Here is a 17,744-nt window from a genome sequence, read left to right as displayed (position 1 = left end):
TGTCAGCGAAGCTGACTGAGGGGAGCGCGCGAAACACGCAAATCCCGTATTCCCTCCCTTATCCGCCCCTATATAAGGAACCCCATGTTTGGAAAGAACGCAAAAGTCGACCTCGAACTCAACCGCATCGTCGAGCAGCTCATCAAGACCGGCGGCAAGGAGAAGATCCTGCCCATCGTGCAGGCCGGCGAGCCGGTGCTGCGCCAGCAGACCATCGCCTACAACGGTCAGCTGTCCAAGCGTACGCTCCTGAAGCTCATCGACACCATGCGCACCACCATGCTCGAGGCTCCGGGCGTGGGCCTGGCCGCCACCCAGATCGGCCTCGGCCTGGCCCTCGCGGTGGTGGAGGACCACGTGCGCGACGACGAAGACGATCCGCGCGAAATCGCCGAATTCCCGTTCCATGTGATCATCAACCCCTCCTATAAGCCCACGAGCGACAAGACCGCCAGCTTCTTCGAGGGCTGCCTGAGCTTCGACGGCTACCAGGCGGTGCGCAAGCGTTGGCTGGATATCGAGGCCGAATGGGACGACGAGGACGGCAAGCGTCACAAGGAACTCCTGCACGGCTGGCCGGCCCGTATCTTCCAGCACGAAACCGACCACCTGAGCGGCGAGCTGTACATCGACCGCGCCGAAATCCGGTCGCTGACCACCACCGAGAACCTCGAGGACTACTGGTGCAACGACCCGGTGCCCACCGAGGCCGCCGAGGAGCTCGGTTTCGCGCTGTAACACCGCGGTCGCGGTAGATGCGGCTCCACTATGGCCGATGCTGCCGAATCGGGCGTTACTTTTTTCGAGATAAGCCCACACTTCGTGAAAAAGGCACACTGACGACCGCTCAGCGTGCCTTTTTCGCGAAATAAGGCCATATCTCGTGAAAATGTAACGCTTACCTGTACTCAGCGTGCCTTTTTCACGAAGTTCCCGGTTATTGCGAAAAAAGTAACGCCGGGATTGGGGCGGAACTGGTCGGATTTGCCAAAGGACGGACAGATTCAGTGGCCGGATTCGCCGGAAATCGGATAATACCGGCGGAATTGGGTTGATTCAGGTGGTTTGGCCGTTTTCTCGGCTCTCCTTGTCAGGGGAGCCGGATCGCGTAGCGAGACTGAGGGGCAGCCACATATACCGCGTGACTACCCTTCAGTCAGCTTCGCTGCCAGCTCCCCTGACAAGGGGAGCCGAGAAGGGAACCAATCCCCGTCTCAGGCCATCGCTATACTCCTGACCTCGTGAGTGAATATCAGGACAGCCGTCAGCAGCGCGAACACCGCCGCCGCACCATGGTGCGCGTGGTGTGCGTCGTCATTGCTGTGGCCATGCTCGGCTCCCTGGTTATCCCCGCCATCTACGCGGGGCTTTGACGCTGCCTGTGCACACCGTGCCCGCGGAAGAGCACGTCTGATGCACAGGGGCGATTCGGCAAGCCAACACGCGAACGGCAATCAGCCATAGGTGAGCGGCTCGCCAACAATCCCTCCCAAACGCATCGCAACACCGCGGACCGGCAGGCCGGGGGAGTCCAGCCCGAAAGACACGAGTCCAGACCGCCAAGCCAGCAGCGGAAGCGGGAACCGGAACCGTGAAGCAGGGAGCGGGACCGAGCCGACGGCCCCAAGCCAACGGAATGTGCACAGGCTGTCAACGAAGACGTGATATTCCAAGGTATTTCACAGCACGAACAGTAAGGTAAGACACGATGGCAGAATTTGACTTTTCCCAAGCAATCGGTGACGCCCGCGCCAAGTACGATTCCATCGCCAAGGCGCTGGACGTGGACCGTCTCAAGTCCGAGATCAAGGAGCTGGAGGCCCAGGCCGCAGCCCCCGGCCTCTGGGACAACCCGGAGAACGCCCAGAAGGTGACGAGCAAGCTCTCCGCCGCCGAATCCCAGCTCAAGCGCCTCGACTCCGCCTCCCAGCGCATCGATGACGTGGAGACGCTTGTGGAGCTCGGCCGTGAGGAAGGCGACCAGGACTCCCTGGACGAGGCCCAGAACGAGATCGGCGAGATCCAGAAGGACCTCGACTCCATGGAGATCCAGACCCTGCTCGACGGCGAATACGATGAGCGTTCCGCAGTGGTTACCATCCGCTCCGGCGCCGGCGGCGTGGACGCGGCCGACTTCGCCCAGATGCTGCTGCGCATGTACCTGCGCTACTGCGAGCGTAACGGCTTCAAGGCCAAGGTCATGGACACCTCCTACGCCGAAGAGGCGGGCATCAAGTCCGCCACCTTCCAGGTGGACGCGCCCTACGCCTACGGTCGCCTGTCCGTGGAGGGCGGCACCCACCGACTGGTGCGCATCTCCCCGTTCGACAACCAGGGCCGCCGTCAGACCAGCTTCGCCGCGGTCGAGGTGGTGCCGCTGGTCGAGGCCACCGATCACATCGACATCCCGGACACCGATATCCGCGTGGACACCTACTGCTCCTCCGGCCCCGGCGGCCAGGGCGTGAACACCACGTACTCCGCCGTGCGCATCACCCACTTGCCCACCGGCATCGTGGTGACCATGCAGGATGAGCGCTCGCAGATCCAGAACCGCGCCTCCGCCATGGCCGTGCTGCAGTCCCGACTGCTGGTGCTGCGCCACGAGGAGGAAGCCAAGAAGAAGAAGGAGCTCGCCGGCGACATCAAGGCCAGCTGGGGCGACCAGATGCGCTCCTACGTGCTCCACCCGTACCAGATGGTCAAGGATCTGCGCACCGGTTACGAGACCAGCCAGACCCAGGCCGTCTTCGATGGCGACATCAACGGCTTCATCGAGGCCGGCATCCGCTGGCGTCACGAGCAGCGCCGCCAGGCCGCCGCCGAAGCCGAAGAGTAAATCTCGAACACTTCGGCTCCCTGACCGAGGAAGCCAAGATAATCGAAGGAAAGCAAGAGCAAACATGGCACTGATCTCATTGGATAACGTATCCAAGATCTACCCCAGGGGCACGCGCCCCGCACTCGACGGCATCAACCTCAACATCGAGCGCGGCGATTTCGTGTTCCTGGTGGGTGCCTCCGGCTCCGGCAAGACCACGCTGCTGAGCCTCCTGCTGCGTGAGGAGGAGGCCACCAGCGGCGAGATCCGCGTGGCCGGCAACGACTTGCGCCGCATCCCGAACCGTCAGGTGCCGCACTACCGCCGCACGCTGGGCTTCGTGTTCCAGGACTACAAGCTGCTCAACAACAAGACCGTGTGGGAGAACGTGGCCTTCGCCCTTGAGGTGATCGGCACGCGCCGCTCCACCATCAAGTCGCTGGTGCCCAAGGTGTTGGAGACCGTGGGTCTCACCGGCAAGGAGCGCAACTACCCGCACGAGCTGTCCGGCGGCGAGCAGCAGCGCGTGGCCATCGCCCGCGCATATGTGAACCACCCGCAGATCCTCCTCGCGGACGAGCCCACCGGCAACCTCGACCCCACCACATCGCTGGGCATCATGGAGGTGCTGGACGCCATCAACCGCACCGGCACCACCATCGTGATGGCCACGCACAACGAGGAGATCGTCAACTCCATGCGCAAGCGCGTGGTGGAGCTGCACAACGGCAAAATCGTGCGCGACGAGGCCCATGGCTCCTACGATTCCGCACTCTACTTCCCGGACGCCGAGGTGGAGGCCCGCTCCGAACAGGCCTCGCGCATCCTGCCGTCCACCTTCACGTCCGACAAGTCGCTCGCCCAGGAGGACGGTCCGTCCGAAGGCATCGCACGACTGGCCAATTCCGTGCATTCCGGCCGCACCGGCCGTTACGGCGAGACCTTCGCCCCGCTGGAGAACACGCTGACGTGGGGCAAGGGACTGCCGCTCGAGGAGCAGGCCAAAGCCGTCGAGGCCGAACGTGCCGGCAAATCCGCGGGGTCCGGTGCGTCCGGTACCGCCGGCGATGGTTCCGGCGATGGTTCTGCCTCTGCCGCATCCGCTACTTCCGGCGATGCCGCCCGATCCAACCCCGATCACGCCCGTTTCATGCGTCCGGCTTCCGGCGATTCCCAGTCCGGTCCGGCCGATGCCGCGTCCACCGGCCAGCAGGCCGATAGCGCGTCCGCCGATGCGCTGGAGCAGACGCAGACCTTCAATCCCATCACCGAGGGCTTCGAGCCTGCCGCCGTCCAGTCCGGCCGGTCCGGCCAGTCTGATCAGTCCGGTCAGTCCGCCGCGTCTGGCGATACTGCAGACCACAAGCCGCACGGCTGGGCCGCCGCCCTCGCCAAGTCCGATCCGAACAGGACCGACGCCCACCCCGAGCAGTCCGGCCAGTCCGGCCAGTCCCGCACGACGGTCGATGGTGACGCAGCCAACCGCGACAATGCTGGCACCGCTGCTGCCGCTACGGATGCTGCCGTAACCGATGGCCCGTCCGATGCCGACGCAACGAACTCCGCCAAGGCCACGGACCGGCACCAGTCGGATCACGACGATTATCGCAATGCCGGACAGCCAACCGCCGCAGCCAACGGTACGGATGCCGACGCCACCGCACCGGCTCCGCCCGCGCCTCCCGCCCCGCCGGCACCCCCGGCTCCGCCCGCGGCAGGCGGACATCGTTCCCGTCATCACATTGACGCCGAACGGACAGCGGACCAACAGCACGATGACGCCGAACACGTCAGCGGCGAAACCAGCGAACACACGGAGGCCAAGTAATGCGCGCGCGATTCATCCTCTCCGAAACGTGGACCAACCTGCGTCGCAACCTGTCCATGCTGCTCTCGCTGATGCTGGTCACCTTCATCTCCTTCCTGTTCATCGGCGCATCCGTGCTCACGCAGGCGCAGATCACCAAGGCCAAGGGCGATTGGTACGACAAGGTGGAGGTGGTGGTCTGGCTGTGCCCGGACGGCACCAGCCAGTCGGCCAACTGCGCTTCCGGCAAATCGCCTTCGGCCGCCGAGATCACCGCCCTGCAGAAGACCATCCGCGACGAGCTCAACGACACGGTCTCCAAGATCACCTACGTGAGCAAGCAGGACTTCTACGACAACACCTTCACCAAGCAGTACCCGAACGGTGAATTCCAGGGCCGTACCCTCACCGCGGACGACATGCAGGATTCGCTGTGGCTCAAGCTCAAGGACCCCACCAAGTACCAGGTGGTGGCCGAGGTGCTCTCCGGCAAGGAGGGCGTGGAGGACGTGACCGATCAGCGGCAGATCTTCGAGCCGGTGTTCGCCGTGCTCAACAGGGCCACCGCGGTCACGGCCGTGCTCGCAGGCGTGATGGTGTTCGTGGCCATCCTCCTGACCGGCACCACGATTCGCATGTCCGCCGCGTCCAGACGCACCGAGACGGAGATCATGCGATACGTGGGCGCCTCGAACTGGACGATTCGATTGCCGTTCATCCTGGAAGGCGCGATCGCCTCGCTGCTCGGCTCGGTGCTGTCCTGCCTGATGCTGTCGGTGATCGTGCGCGTGTTCATCACCGGCTGGCTGGCCCAGTCGGTCACATGGATTCCGTATGTGAACCAGATGACGGTGCTCATGATCTCGCCGGGACTGGTGCTCGGCGCGGTGCTGCTGTCCATCATCGCCTCCACGATCTCCCTGCGCCGCTACCTGCGCGCTTGATTGTCTCGTTGGGGGAGAGCGGCCTGTTTTGTGGGCTCCCCTCGCTGAGGGGAGCTGTCACCGTAGGTGACTGAGGGGAGCCTCGCCGATATGGAGCTCCCCTCAGAGAGGGGAGCCAAAAACAAACCCCCTACGCTTCCGCGAGACGCGAATCACACACAAAACCTGCACGATTCCCAGTTTCACGTGTTAAGGTGTGGCTTTAACTGAGACGAAAGGACTTTCTGCCCATGACGAAGGCGAATGTGATCAAGCCCGTACTGGCAACGCTCGTGGCCGCCGCGGCTTGCACCGCCGGACTGGTGTTCGGCCCCGCCCCATCCGCCCAGGCGGATACCTATTCCGACCTCATCAACGCCCAGAACCAGCACGCCGCGTCCGTACAGCGCGAGGCCGAGCTCAAGCAGCAGCTCGCCGGCGTCAACGAGGAACTGGCCAACAAGATCCTCGAACTGGACGATCTGACCAACAACAAGATCGTGGCCGCCCAGGCCAAGGTCACCGCCGCCAACTCCGCCGCCGCCACCGCGCAGGACGAGGCGGACGCGGCCGCCGACCGTCTGGCCGCCGCCCAGAAGGACAAGGAGACGCTCGAGCAGCAGATCGAGCAGACCGGCAAGGATTACGACGACGCCCACGCCGCCGTGGCCCAGCTGGCCCGCGAGGAGATGCACGGCTCCGACGCCTCCGACGTGATGAGCGTGGTCACCGGCGCCACCAGCACGCAGGACTTCGTCAACTCCATGCAGTCGCGCGACGCCCTCTCCCGCAACGAGGCCAACGCGGCCTCCTCCGCGGCCACCACGCTGAACACCTCGATGAACCGCAGCGAGCGTCTGGCCGCCATCGAGAAGCAGATCGCCACCCTGAAGACCAAGGCGGACGAGAAGGCCGCCTCCGCGCAGGCCGCCGCCGAAGACGCGCAGGCCAAGCGTGACGCGCTCGACAAGCTGCGCGCCCAGGGCGAGGCGAAGCGCAACGAGCTGTCCGCCCAGGTGGAAAGCCTGAACGACGAATCCGCCAAGCAGGCCGCGCAGACCGTGCTCATCGCTTCCCAGGTGGATTCCTACAACCGTCAGTACCAGAAGGAACAGGCCGAGGCCGCCAACAAGGTGGATCCGGGCATCCAGGGCACCACCACCGTGCCGTCCAACCCCACGGTGACGCCTTCCACCCCGTCCACGCCCACGGTGACACCGTCCGTGCCGTCCACCGGCACCGGTGGTCAGGGCACGTCCAACGGCGATTACGGCAACGCCTACGTGGCCGGCCAGTGCACGTGGTGGGCGTACGACCGCCGCAAGCAGATGGGCATCAACACCCCGTCCTACCTCGGCAACGGCGGCGACTGGTGGCGCACGGCCCCGTCCTACGGCCTGCGCGTGGACCACAACCCCGAAGTGGGCGCGGCCCTGTCCTTCCTACCCGGCCAGGACGGCGCCGACGGCACCTACGGCCATGTGGCCGTGGTGGAGGCCGTGAACGGCGACGGCACGTTCGTCATCTCCGAGATGAACGCCTACGCCGGCCCGTACAACACCAACACCCGCACCCTGACCAACGCCGGCCAGTACTGGTTCGTGCACTGAGTTCTGCTTTCTTCGGCCCCCTCTGACGAGGGGGCTCCCGCAAAGCGGGTGGGGGAGAGAAGCGGACGTAGTCCGGGGAGAGCGGTCGCTTCGCGACTCCCGTTTCGCCGAGAGCCTTCCTCCGAAGGCTCTTTTTCATATTCATGCACGTTCGTGCTACCCTCGAATGTTGCGCAAACCGGTTGCGGGAAACCGTATGAAACCGCATGAAAGGAGGAGACCATGGCCAAGGAAACCGGCACCAAGCTGATCGTCCAGAACAAGAAGGCCCGGCATGATTACGCCATCGAAGACAAGTACGAGGCGGGACTGGCGCTGACCGGCACCGAGGTCAAGTCCCTCCGTGAGGGACGCGCCTCGCTGGCCGAGGCGTTCGTCTCCATCGACCGTCGCGGCGAGATGTGGCTGGAAGGCGCCAACATCCCCGAATACCTCAACGGCACCTGGAACAACCATGCCCCCAAGCGAAAGCGCAAGCTGCTGCTGCATCGCCAGCAGATCACCAAGCTCGCGCGCGGCATCGAGGCCAAGGGCTACACGATCGTGCCGATCAGCCTGTACTTCAAGGACGGCCGCGTCAAGGCCGAAATCGCGCTGGCCCGAGGCAAGAAGGAATTCGACAAGCGTCAGGCCCTGCGCGAGGAGCAGGACAAGCGCGAGGCCCTGCGCGCCATGCGCTACGCCAATATGCGCCACTGATTGCGGACATTTTTCATCACCGCCCGAAATGCCCTGCTGAACTGATCTTCAGCGGGGCATTTTCGTGCGCCAGTGTCCTTTCTGCTCCGCCGAAATCGGGTGAGCGGGGCAGAAAAGGGTACTGATATGCAAGATGTCCTGCTGTCATCGATTCAGCGGGGTGACTTGGTAGCGTTATGCCGGTTTCGCCCCGATGATTCCTTTTCAGCGGGGCGAAATGGTGGTTCGATGCCCCTGGCACCCCGGTGAGGTTCCGCTGGCGCGGCTGCGCAGTGATTCACTGCCTGTTTTGCCTCGCTGATTCCCTTTCAGCGGGGCAGGACGGTGGTTTGATGCTCATATTGCCCCGTTGAAATTAACGAGATGGGGCGACTCGGCGGTGTTATATCCGTTTTGCCGCGGTGAACTTCCTGTAAGCGGCGTAGAACGGTGACTTATTGCCTGCATCGCCCCGTGAGGAGGCTCCGTTAACGAGGTAGTGCGGTAGCGTATGCGCGCTTCGCCTCGTCACACAATCCCACACTATGTCCACTACGTGAACGGCGTCTCGCCATATTAACTGCCCCGTAGCATTGCGCACCTACTCTCGCGAATTAGTCGGGAAATATACCCGCCCGATCGACAATAACGGAGAGAGGAAATCCAATGTCTCTAAGCAAGGGAATCAAGTCTGTCGCGGCCGCCACTTTAAGCGCGGCCATGCTCATCGCCGTCGCGGCCTGCGGCACCACCGACGGCTCCACCACCGCCTCCTCGAATGGCGGTGACTCCAAGGATTCGTCAAGCTCGTCCAAGACCGAAGGATTCGACACCAGCTCCATCAAGAAGGACGACGCCATCTCGGCCCTCCTGCCCGATTCCGTGGCCGGCGACGGCACGCTGACCGTCGGTACCGACACCTCCTACGCCCCGGCCGAGTTCCTGGCCGAGGACGGCAAGACCCCGGTCGGCTTCGACGTGGACCTCTCCAAGGCCCTGGCCGCCGTGTTCGGCCTCAAGGAGGAGACCGTCTCCTCCACGTTCGATTCCATCATCCCGTCCGTCGGTTCCAAGTACGACATCGGCATCTCCTCTTTCACCGTGACCAAGGAACGCCTTGACGCCGTGGACTTCGTGACTTACTTCAAGGCCGGCTCCACGTGGGTCACCAAGAAGGGCAACCCGGACAACGTGGACACCTCCAACCTGTGCGGCGTGAAGGTGGCCGTGCAGACGGGCACCACGCAGGAGGAAGAGGTCAACGCCGCCAACGAGAAGTGCAAGGCGGACGGCAAGGAGGCCATCGACATCCAGTCCTCCAAGCTGCAGACCGACGTGACCACCGCCGTGGCCTCCGGCAAGGCGTCCATCTTCTATGCCGACTCCCCGGTGGCCGGCTACGCCATCGAACAGACCGGTGACACGCTCGCCGCCCTCGGCGACGACACCGGCGTGACCCCCGAGGCCGTGGCCATCAAGAAGGGCGATTCCGCCACCGCCGAAGCCGTGCAGAAGGCCATCCAGAAGCTCATGGACGACGGCACGTACCAGAAGATCCTCGACACCTGGGGCGTCTCCTCCGGCGCCATCGACAAGGCCGAAATCAACCCCGCCGTGTGACCCCTACCTTGGCTCTCCTCTCCGAGGGAGCCAAGGCGGCCTTAACGCGCTCGTAGCATCGCGGGTCTATGGTCCTTACCTGTATATTGGGTGAATTGTCGGAGAACCAAGTTTTCCCGTGCTCAATGCACCCAAAGAGGAAGAACCAAGAGAGGATCATCCCATGTCATTCAAGAACCTGAAGGCAGGTGCCGCGCTGCTGCTGAGCGCCGCCATGCTGATCTCCACCGCCGCCTGCGGCACCACCGACGAAGCCACCTCCGGCTCCGGCGATTCCGGCAAGTCCGGCTCCACCGACTCCGCCACCATCACCAGCTACGACGTCAGCTCCGTCAAGAAGGACGACGAGATTGCCGCCCTCCTGCCCGACTCCGTGACCAAGGACGGCAAGCTCACCATCGGCACCAACCCGTCCTACGCCCCGGCCGAGTTCCTGGACTCCGACGGCAAGACCCAGATCGGCTACGACATGGACCTCGCCCGCGCGCTGGGCAACATCTTCGGCCTCGACACCGAAATCGTCTCCTCCAACTTCGATACCATCATCCCGGCCATCGGTTCCAAATACGACCTCGGCATCGCGGCCTTCACCATCACCCCCGAGCGTATGAAGTCCGTCGATTTCGTCTCCTACTTCACCGCCGGCATGGCCTACGCGGTCAAGACCGGCAACCCGAACAAGGTCGACGAGAACGACCTGTGCGGTCTCAAGGTGGCCGTGGAGACCGGCACCGTCGAGGAGGAGGCCATCAACGAGACCGCCAAGCAGTGCAAGGCCGACGGCAAGAAGGACATCGAGATCCAGTCCTCCAAGCAGCAGACCGACGCCACCACCGCAGTGGTGACCGGCAAGGCCGACGTGTTCTTCGCCGACTCCCCGGTGGTCGGTTACGCCATCGCCCAGACCGACGGCCAGCTCGAGCAGCTGGGCAAGGACTTCGACTCCGTGCCGAACGCCATCGCCATCAAGAAGGGCGAGACCGGCACCACCGAGGCCGTGCAGAAGGCTATGCAGAAGCTCATGGACGACGGCACCTACGGCAAGATCCTCAAGCACTGGGGCGTCGAGTCCGGTGCCCTGACCAAGGCCGAAATCAACCCGAACGTCGCCTGACATATAAGCCCGGCTCCCTTCAAAGAGAGGAGCCAGGATCAATAGCAGATAACCAAAGGCTCTGTTGAACCAAGATGACATGTCCCTTATTCTTGGCTCCCCTTGTCAGGGGAGCTGGCGGCGAAGCCGACTGAGGGGTAGTTCCATCGGATTCGTACCAATTTTGGTTCGACAGAGCCTAACCAAAAGGAAGAATATGGCGAAGAAAGAAGTCGACGGCGAGGGACTGGACATCCCCAACCGCATCAAGGCGCTGCCGGTCAAGCGCCCCGGCCCCATCGTGGCCGCCGTGATCGTGGCGCTGCTCGCCGCGATGCTCATCCAGGGCATGATCACCAACCCGAGGCTCGACTGGCCCACCGTCTGGAAGTACCTGTTCAACGAGAACGTGCTCGAAGGCATCCGATACACGCTGGAGCTCACCGTGATCTCCATGGTGGTGGCGATCATCCTCTCGGTCATCCTCGCCATCATGCGCAAATCCATCAATCCGGTGCTGCGTGGCGTGAGCTGGTTCTTCATCTGGTTCTTCCGTGGCACCCCTGTGTATACGCAGCTCATCTTCTGGGGCCTGTTCTCCGTGCTCATCCCGAAGCTGAGCCTGGGCATCCCGTTCACCTCCGTGGAGTTCTGGAGCATCGACTCCTCCGTGGTGGTCACCGCCTTCAACGCCGCGTGGATCGGCCTGGCCCTGAACGAGGCCGCATACCTGTCCGAAATCGTGCGCGCCGGCCTTGAAGCCGTGGATCCGGGCCAGACCGAGGCCGCACAGGCCTTGGGCATGGGACGAACGCTCATCATGCGCCGCATCATCCTGCCGCAGGCTATGCGCATCATCATCCCGCCCACCGGCAACGAGACCATCGGCATGTTGAAGACCACGTCCCTGGTCACGGCCGTGCCGTTCACCCTCGAACTGCAGTTCGCCACGAACGCCATCGCCAACCGCATCTACAAGCCGATTCCGCTGCTGCTGGTGGCCTGCTTCTGGTACCTGCTCATCACCTCCATCCTCATGGTGATCCAGTCCCGTCTGGAGAAGCACTTCGGCAAGGGCTTCGACGCCCGCGCCATGGGCACCCGAGGCAAGCAGCCGCCGCTGCCCGGCAAGACCGAGGGCGAGCCCAAGGACGACGTGAACAAGCTCAACGAGGCCGCATTCACCGGCATGACCGCGTGAGTGGGGGAGAGGCGAACATTATGACTGATACCACCAATACCGCCGCTTCCGCCGGCACCGTCACGCCGACTGGCACTGTGCCGGCCATCAAGGCCACGCAGGTGCACAAGGCCTTCGGCTCCCTGCACGTGCTCAAGGGCGTGGACCTGACCGTCATGCCCGGCACCGTGACCGTGATTCTGGGCCCCTCCGGCTCCGGCAAGTCCACGTTCCTGCGTCTGATCAACCAGTTGGAGACCCTGACCGGCGGCTCCATCGAGGTGGACGGCAAGCTCATCGGCTTCAAGCACGTCACCAAGGACGGACAGGACGTCCTGCAGACCCTGGACGACAAGGAGATCGCCGCACAGCGTTCCCGCTTGGGCATGGTGTTCCAGCGCTTCAACCTGTTCCCGCACATGACCGCGCTGGAGAACGTCATGGAGGCGCCGGTGCATGTCAAGCACGTCGCCAAGAAGGAGGCGCGCGAGCTGGCCGTGGCCGAGCTGGAGCGCGTGGGACTGGGCGACCGACTCGACTACTACCCCTCGCAGCTCTCCGGTGGCCAGCAGCAGCGTGTGGCCATCGCCCGCGCCCTGGCCATGAAGCCCGAGATCATGCTCTTCGACGAGCCCACCTCCGCGCTTGACCCCGAGCTCGTGGGTGAGGTGCTCAACGTCATGCGTTCCCTCGCCAAGGAGGGCATGACCATGGTGTGCGTGACCCACGAGATCGGCTTCGCCCGCGAGGTCGCCGATCAGGTGGTCTTCATGGACGGCGGCGTCGTGGTGGAGAAGGGCGGCCCCGACATCATCGACCACCCCACCGAGCCGAGGTTCAAGGACTTCCTCCAGCACGTGCTGTAGGAAGGCTGTTCGTATTACCTCAGCACTGTCGTGCTTCAGCGTCGCCTACGTACAGTCCACCGGACTGTCCGTTTGACGGCTCCGTCTCCAGCACGTTTTGTAATCATTCCGTGTGATTCAGACGCCCCACAACCGTACGTTGTGGGGCGTTACTTGTTATTGGTAGGCTGGTGAGCTATGTGTGGAATCGTTGGATATGCAGGAAATGTTGACACCGCGTGCGGCAAGCCCCTTGAGGTCTGCCTGCAGGGCCTGGAGCGCCTGGAATACCGCGGCTATGACTCGGCCGGCGTGGCGCTGACCGCCCCCGGCATGGACAAGGTGGCCGTGCGTAAGAAGGCCGGCCGCCTCAAGAACCTCGTGGAGAGCATCGAACGCACTCCGATGCCGGACGCCACCGTGGGCATCGGCCACACGCGCTGGGCCACCAACGGCGAGCCGAGCGACGTGAACGCCCACCCGCACACCAGCATGGACGGCAAGGTGGCGATCATCCACAACGGCATCATCGAGAACGCCTCCCAGCTGCGCCTCGACCTGCAGGCCGAAGGCTACCGCTTCGCCTCCGCCACGGACACCGAGGTGGCCGCCAAGCTGCTCGGCAAGATCGTGGACAAGGTCATCGAGGAGAAGGGCCACCCTGATCTGTTCGAGGCCGTGCGCCGCATGGCCCGCATGCTGGCCGGCGCGTTCACCATCCTCGCCACCGACTGCCGCCAGCCGGACATCGTGGTGGGTGCCCGTCATGATTCCCCGCTCGTGGTGGGCCTCGGCGATGGGGAGAACTTCCTCGGCTCCGACGTGGCCGCGTTCGTGGCGTACACCAAGCGCGCGATGGAGGTGGACCAGGACCAGGCCGTGTGCGTCTCCGCCGATTCCGTGGTCGTCACCGACTTCGACGGCAACGTGGTGCCCGACCCCAAGACCTACACCGTGGACTGGGACGCCTCCGCCGCCGAGAAGGGCGGCTGGGATTCCTTCATGGACAAGGAGATTCACGAGGACCCGGCAGCCGTGCAGCGCACGCTTCTGGGTCGTTTCGATGCCAAGGGCGACATCACGCTCGACGAGGTGCGCATCGACGAACACGACTTCAAGGCCATCGACAAGATCATCGTGGTGGCCTGCGGCACCGCAAGCTACGCCGGCCAGGTGGCCAAGTACGCCATCGAGCACTGGGTGCGCATCCCCGTGGAGATTGAGCTGGCGCACGAGTTCCGCTACCGCGACCCGATTCTGACCCCGCGCACGCTCGTGGTGGCCATCTCCCAGTCCGGCGAGACCATGGACACGCTCATGGCCCTACGTCACGCGCGCGAACAGGGCTCCAAGGTACTCGCCATCTGCAACACGCAGGGCGCCTCCATCCCGCGCGAATCCGATGCCGTGCTGTATACGCACGCCGGCCCGGAAGTGGCCGTGGCCTCCACCAAGGCATTCGTGGCGCAGATCACCGCCGCCTACCTGCTCGGCCTGTACCTCGCGCAGGTCAAGGGCGCGATGTTCCGCGACGAGATCCATCAGGTGCTCGACTCCCTGAAGGACATGCCGCGCAAGATCCAGTGGGTGCTCGACACCCAGCCCAAGGCCATCCAGGCGGCGGCCGAGCACATGGTCAACGCCAATTCCTTCCTGTTCCTCGGCCGTCACGTGGGCTACCCGGTGGCGTTGGAAGGCGCGCTCAAGCTCAAGGAGATCGCGTACACCTTCACCGAGGGCTTCGCGGCGGGCGAGCTCAAGCACGGCCCGATCGCGCTGGTGGACGAAGGTGAGCCGGTGGTGTTCATCGTGCCGCCGGAACGCGGCCGCAACGTGCTGCACGCCAAGGTGATCTCCGGCATCGAGGAGGTCAAGGCGCGTGGCGCGTACATCATCGCCGTGGCCGAGCAGGGCGACCCCGACGTGGAACGGTACGCGGACGTGGTGTTCTGGCGTCCGCAGTGCCCCACGCTGATGAGCCCGCTCGTGGACGTGGTGCCGCTGCAGCTGTTCGCCATGGACATGGCCAAGCTCAAGGGCTACGACGTGGACAAGCCCCGCAACCTCGCCAAGTCCGTGACCGTGGAGTGACGTGGGTGCGGATTATTCGGATGCGGTTTTTCTCGGCTCCCCTCTGGAGGGGAGCTGTCGCCGTAGGTGACTGAGGGGAGGCCTATAGCGTGACGAACTCCCCTCAGTCCGTTTCATGGACAGCTCCCCTCAAGGAGGGGAGCCGGATTCAGCGACCCCACCGTTACGTGATTGATGAGCCGGAGATTCCGTTCGACCTTGACGTGCTGTATGAGGACGAACGCATCATCGTGGTGGACAAGCCGCATTTCCTGCCCACGATGCCGCGCGGCATGTGGTACCGCTCCACGGCGCTCATGCGACTGCGCGAACGGCTCGGCGAGCCGGACATCACACCGGCCCACCGTCTCGACCGGCTGACGGCCGGTGTATTGGTCTTCGTACGGGACAAATCGTGCCGTGGCGCATACCAGACGCTGTTCCAGGAGAAGCGCGCGGTCAAGGTGTACGAATGCCTGGCGCCGTGCCGGCCGATCACACGCCCGCAGTACGGCACGGTCGCTCCGCTGGAATCGCCGAGGCCCTTCCCGTTGCTGCGTCGCTCGCACATCACCAAGGTGCGTGGCGTGATGACGGCCTACGAGGAGCCCGGCGTGGTGAATGCCGAAACGGTCATCGAGCGTGGTGAGTTGTCCGTACCGGCCGGATTCCCGCCTCATCGGGACATGGTCTGCCGCTACACCCTGCACCCGCGCACCGGCAAGACGCACCAGCTGCGCGTCCATATGAACTCGTTGGGGCTGCCGATTGTGGGCGACGATTTCTACCCTCATATCGAAACCCGTCCCTACGATGATTTTTCCCAGCCGCTTGCGTTGGTGGCACGCACACTGCGTTTCGACGACCCCATCACCGGCGAGCCGCGCGAGTTCACCTCCCGTATCGCCCTGTGACCGTTCAGCTGATGTCGCGTACGGAACCGCGTTCAACCAACTCGGTGGGAATCACGGTCTTGACGCCCACCGGCACACGGTCGCCCTCGCACTGGCGGCGGACCATGGAGAAGGCGGTGGCGCCGATGTCGCCGAACCGCATGCGCATGGTGGTCAGGTTCAGTCGGGGGACCATGTCCACGAGCGAATCGTCCACGCCCACCACGCTTACGTCCTCGGGCACGCGCTTGCCGGCCGATTGCAGGCCGAGGATGGCGCCGTACGCCATCTGGTCGTTGGCCGCGTAGATGGCCGTGCAGTTCGGGTCATGCGCCAACGCCACTCCTGCCTGATAGCCGGAATCCGCGCACCAGTCGCCGATGTACATGCTCGGCACCGGCGCGCCCATCTGTTCCAGCGCCTCACGCCAGCCGCGGGCGCGGCTTTCGGCGGCGCGGGAGGTGGCGGGGCCGGCGATGTGGTAGACGGTCTTGTGCCCCTTGCTCATGAGATAGTCCACGATGGCGGTGGAACATCCGTACTGGTCGGCATCCACGGTGGGGCAGTGGTCGGCGGCGCCCTCGCAGATGAGTACGACAGGCAGTTCCTTGGGAGGCTTGTATCCCACGAAGTCGGAGATGCGTTCCTCGAGCACCACGATCACGCCGTCCACCGGCTGACGCTGCATACGTTCGACGGCGGAGGCCAGCGTGCGCTCGGCACCGTGGCGCATGGTCTGGATGGTCACGGAGTAGTCGTCCTGCGCGGCGCTGGAGATGATGGAGTCGAGGATGCGGGAGTTGCCGAAGCTGGCGGTATTGAACATGACCACGCCGATATCTTGGAAACGGCCGCGCTTCAGGGCGCGGGCCGCATAGTTGGGCCGATAGCCGAGCTTCTGCATGGCCGCTTCGACCTTCTGGCGTGTCTCGGGTTTGACGGCGTCGCTGCCGTTGGCCACTCGGGAGACGGTTTGCGGGGAGACTCCGGCTTCCTTGGCCACATCCTGCATTGATACCTGCGTCGGCCTGGACATCGTGAACCCCTTCGATTGCCTGAAATTACAACGATTCGATAACAACGACTGCCATTGTACGTTTGTCGCGGTAACGATAACATCATTGTTTTCGTGACCATTGTAGCAGAAGTGCCTAAAACACTGTATTATCGGCGAGTGGACAATGTTTGGAATCGTGTTATGATGATAACGCAAACATTTTAGTCAGCCTTCGAAGGAGAGGGGTTGGAAATGTCTTCAACCGAGGTCGCCGCAGGATCCGTGGGAGCGGATCAGGTGCGCGTCAATAAGCATAAGGCGGATTGGCGTGGATGGAAGTTCATGTGGCCGTTCGCGGTGGTGTTCGTGTTCGTGTTCATCATCCCGATCGTGTACGCCATCTACATCAGCTTCTTCAAGAAGCAGATGATCGGTGGCACCAAGTTCGTGGGGCTTGAGAACTACGCGCGTCTGCTGCAGGACGCGCAGTTCTGGTCGTCCGTGGGTCGCGTGGCGCTGTTCACGGTGGTGCAGGTGCCGATCATGCTGTTCCTTGCCGCGGCGATGGCGTTGGCGATCGATTCGATGAAGCTGCACGGCACCAAGTTCTTCCGCATCTCCACGTTCCTGCCCTACGCGGTGCCGGCCGTGGTGTCCACGTTGATCTGGGGCTTCGTGTACGGCGCGAAGTACGGCCTGGTTGGCTCGTTCAACGACTTCTTCGGTACGAACATCGATGTCCTGAAGCCTTCGGTGCTGCTGGCCGCGATCGGCAACATCAACACGTGGGAGTTCACCGGCTACAACATGCTGATCTTCTACTCCAGCCTGTCCACGATCCCGCACTCCCTGTATGAGGCCGCCTCCATTGATGGCGCGAGCGAGTGGCAGATCGTCAAGTCCATCAAGCTGCCCGAGCTCAAGGGCTCGCTGGCCATCACGGTGATCTTCTCGATCATCGGTTCGTTCCAACTGTTCAACGAGCCTTCGATTTTGCAGAACATGGTGCCGGGCAACGCGATCACGACGTACTACACGCCGAACATGTACGCCTACAACCTGTCGTTCTCCGGCAACCAGTCCAACTACGCGGCCGCCCTGGCGATCGTGATGGCCGTGATCACGATGGCCATCGCCTACGCCGTGCAGTTGAACAGCATGAAGGAGCAGATGAAGTGATGCGCCTGATGCTGGTTTCGATGATGAA

At 63.5% G+C, this 17,744-nt stretch carries 14 protein-coding genes and 1 pseudogene; 14 read left to right on the top strand and 1 reads right to left on the bottom strand.

The features are described 5' to 3' along the window. Positions 1–84: 84 nt before the first annotated feature. The 13 genes and pseudogenes from JS536_RS06490 (at position 85) to JS536_RS06435 (ending at position 15,561) form a co-directional block, all read left to right on the top strand. The gene (locus tag JS536_RS06490) at positions 85–738 is read left to right on the top strand and encodes a peptide deformylase (RefSeq protein ID WP_214356274.1); all 654 of its coding nucleotides are present in this window, start codon (positions 85–87) and stop codon (positions 736–738) included. Positions 739–1,241: 503 nt separating this feature from the next. Beyond that, complete coding sequence (locus JS536_RS11970; RefSeq protein WP_277745553.1) at positions 1,242–1,373, top strand: hypothetical protein; 132 nt, start codon at positions 1,242–1,244, stop codon at positions 1,371–1,373. 335 nt (positions 1,374–1,708) lie between these two features. Further along, a complete protein-coding gene (gene prfB / locus JS536_RS06485; protein WP_214305398.1) occupies positions 1,709–2,839 on the top strand; it encodes a peptide chain release factor 2 in 1,131 nt (376 codons plus the stop codon). Between the two features lie 64 nt (positions 2,840–2,903). Then, positions 2,904–3,848, top strand: a pseudogene (ftsE, locus tag JS536_RS06480) (cell division ATP-binding protein FtsE); the annotation flags it as partial. Positions 3,849–4,648: 800 nt separating this feature from the next. Beyond that, on the top strand, positions 4,649–5,572 hold the full coding sequence (gene ftsX, locus JS536_RS06475; RefSeq protein ID WP_109057615.1) for a permease-like cell division protein FtsX: 924 nt from the start codon (positions 4,649–4,651) through the stop codon (positions 5,570–5,572). A 230-nt stretch (positions 5,573–5,802) separates the two neighbouring features. Next, entirely contained in the window at positions 5,803–7,161 is a 1,359-nt protein-coding gene (locus tag JS536_RS06470; protein ID WP_109057614.1) for a CHAP domain-containing protein, read from the top strand. A 222-nt stretch (positions 7,162–7,383) separates the two neighbouring features. Beyond that, positions 7,384–7,860, top strand: coding sequence for an SsrA-binding protein SmpB (gene smpB, locus JS536_RS06465; protein WP_109057613.1), 477 nt, complete (start codon positions 7,384–7,386; stop codon positions 7,858–7,860). Between the two features lie 645 nt (positions 7,861–8,505). Then, positions 8,506–9,459 carry an ABC transporter substrate-binding protein gene (locus JS536_RS06460; protein ID WP_214356273.1) on the top strand — a complete coding sequence of 318 codons (954 nt, stop codon included), beginning with the start codon at positions 8,506–8,508 and terminating at the stop codon, positions 9,457–9,459. A 163-nt stretch (positions 9,460–9,622) separates the two neighbouring features. Further along, positions 9,623–10,573: an ABC transporter substrate-binding protein gene (locus tag JS536_RS06455; RefSeq protein ID WP_214305401.1), complete on the top strand. Its 951-nt coding sequence runs from the start codon at positions 9,623–9,625 to the stop codon at positions 10,571–10,573. Between the two features lie 196 nt (positions 10,574–10,769). Beyond that, positions 10,770–11,753 carry an amino acid ABC transporter permease gene (locus JS536_RS06450; RefSeq protein WP_214305402.1) on the top strand — a complete coding sequence of 328 codons (984 nt, stop codon included), beginning with the start codon at positions 10,770–10,772 and terminating at the stop codon, positions 11,751–11,753. 20 nt (positions 11,754–11,773) lie between these two features. Beyond that, the gene (locus JS536_RS06445; protein WP_240544288.1) at positions 11,774–12,598 is read left to right on the top strand and encodes an amino acid ABC transporter ATP-binding protein; all 825 of its coding nucleotides are present in this window, start codon (positions 11,774–11,776) and stop codon (positions 12,596–12,598) included. 177 nt (positions 12,599–12,775) lie between these two features. Then, complete coding sequence (glmS, locus tag JS536_RS06440; protein ID WP_214356272.1) at positions 12,776–14,668, top strand: glutamine--fructose-6-phosphate transaminase (isomerizing); 1,893 nt, start codon at positions 12,776–12,778, stop codon at positions 14,666–14,668. A 167-nt stretch (positions 14,669–14,835) separates the two neighbouring features. Next, positions 14,836–15,561 (top strand): pseudouridine synthase, encoded by a 726-nt coding sequence (locus JS536_RS06435; protein WP_214356271.1) that lies wholly within the window; start codon positions 14,836–14,838, stop codon positions 15,559–15,561. Between the two features lie 4 nt (positions 15,562–15,565). On the opposite strand, the gene JS536_RS06430 is transcribed toward JS536_RS06435, so the two are convergent. Then, positions 15,566–16,552: a LacI family DNA-binding transcriptional regulator gene (locus JS536_RS06430; RefSeq protein WP_214356295.1), complete on the bottom strand. Its 987-nt coding sequence runs from the start codon at positions 16,550–16,552 to the stop codon at positions 15,566–15,568. A 237-nt stretch (positions 16,553–16,789) separates the two neighbouring features. On the opposite strand from JS536_RS06430, the gene JS536_RS06425 reads away from it, so the two are divergent. Then, positions 16,790–17,716: a sugar ABC transporter permease gene (locus JS536_RS06425; RefSeq protein ID WP_214305406.1), complete on the top strand. Its 927-nt coding sequence runs from the start codon at positions 16,790–16,792 to the stop codon at positions 17,714–17,716. The last annotated feature ends 28 nt before the right edge of the window (positions 17,717–17,744 follow it).

The sequence above is a fragment of the Bifidobacterium sp. SO4 genome (genome assembly GCF_018555355.1).
Classification (GTDB): Bacteria; Actinomycetota; Actinomycetes; order Actinomycetales; family Bifidobacteriaceae; genus Bifidobacterium; species Bifidobacterium miconisargentati.
This window is presented reverse-complemented; position numbering and strand designations above follow the sequence as displayed.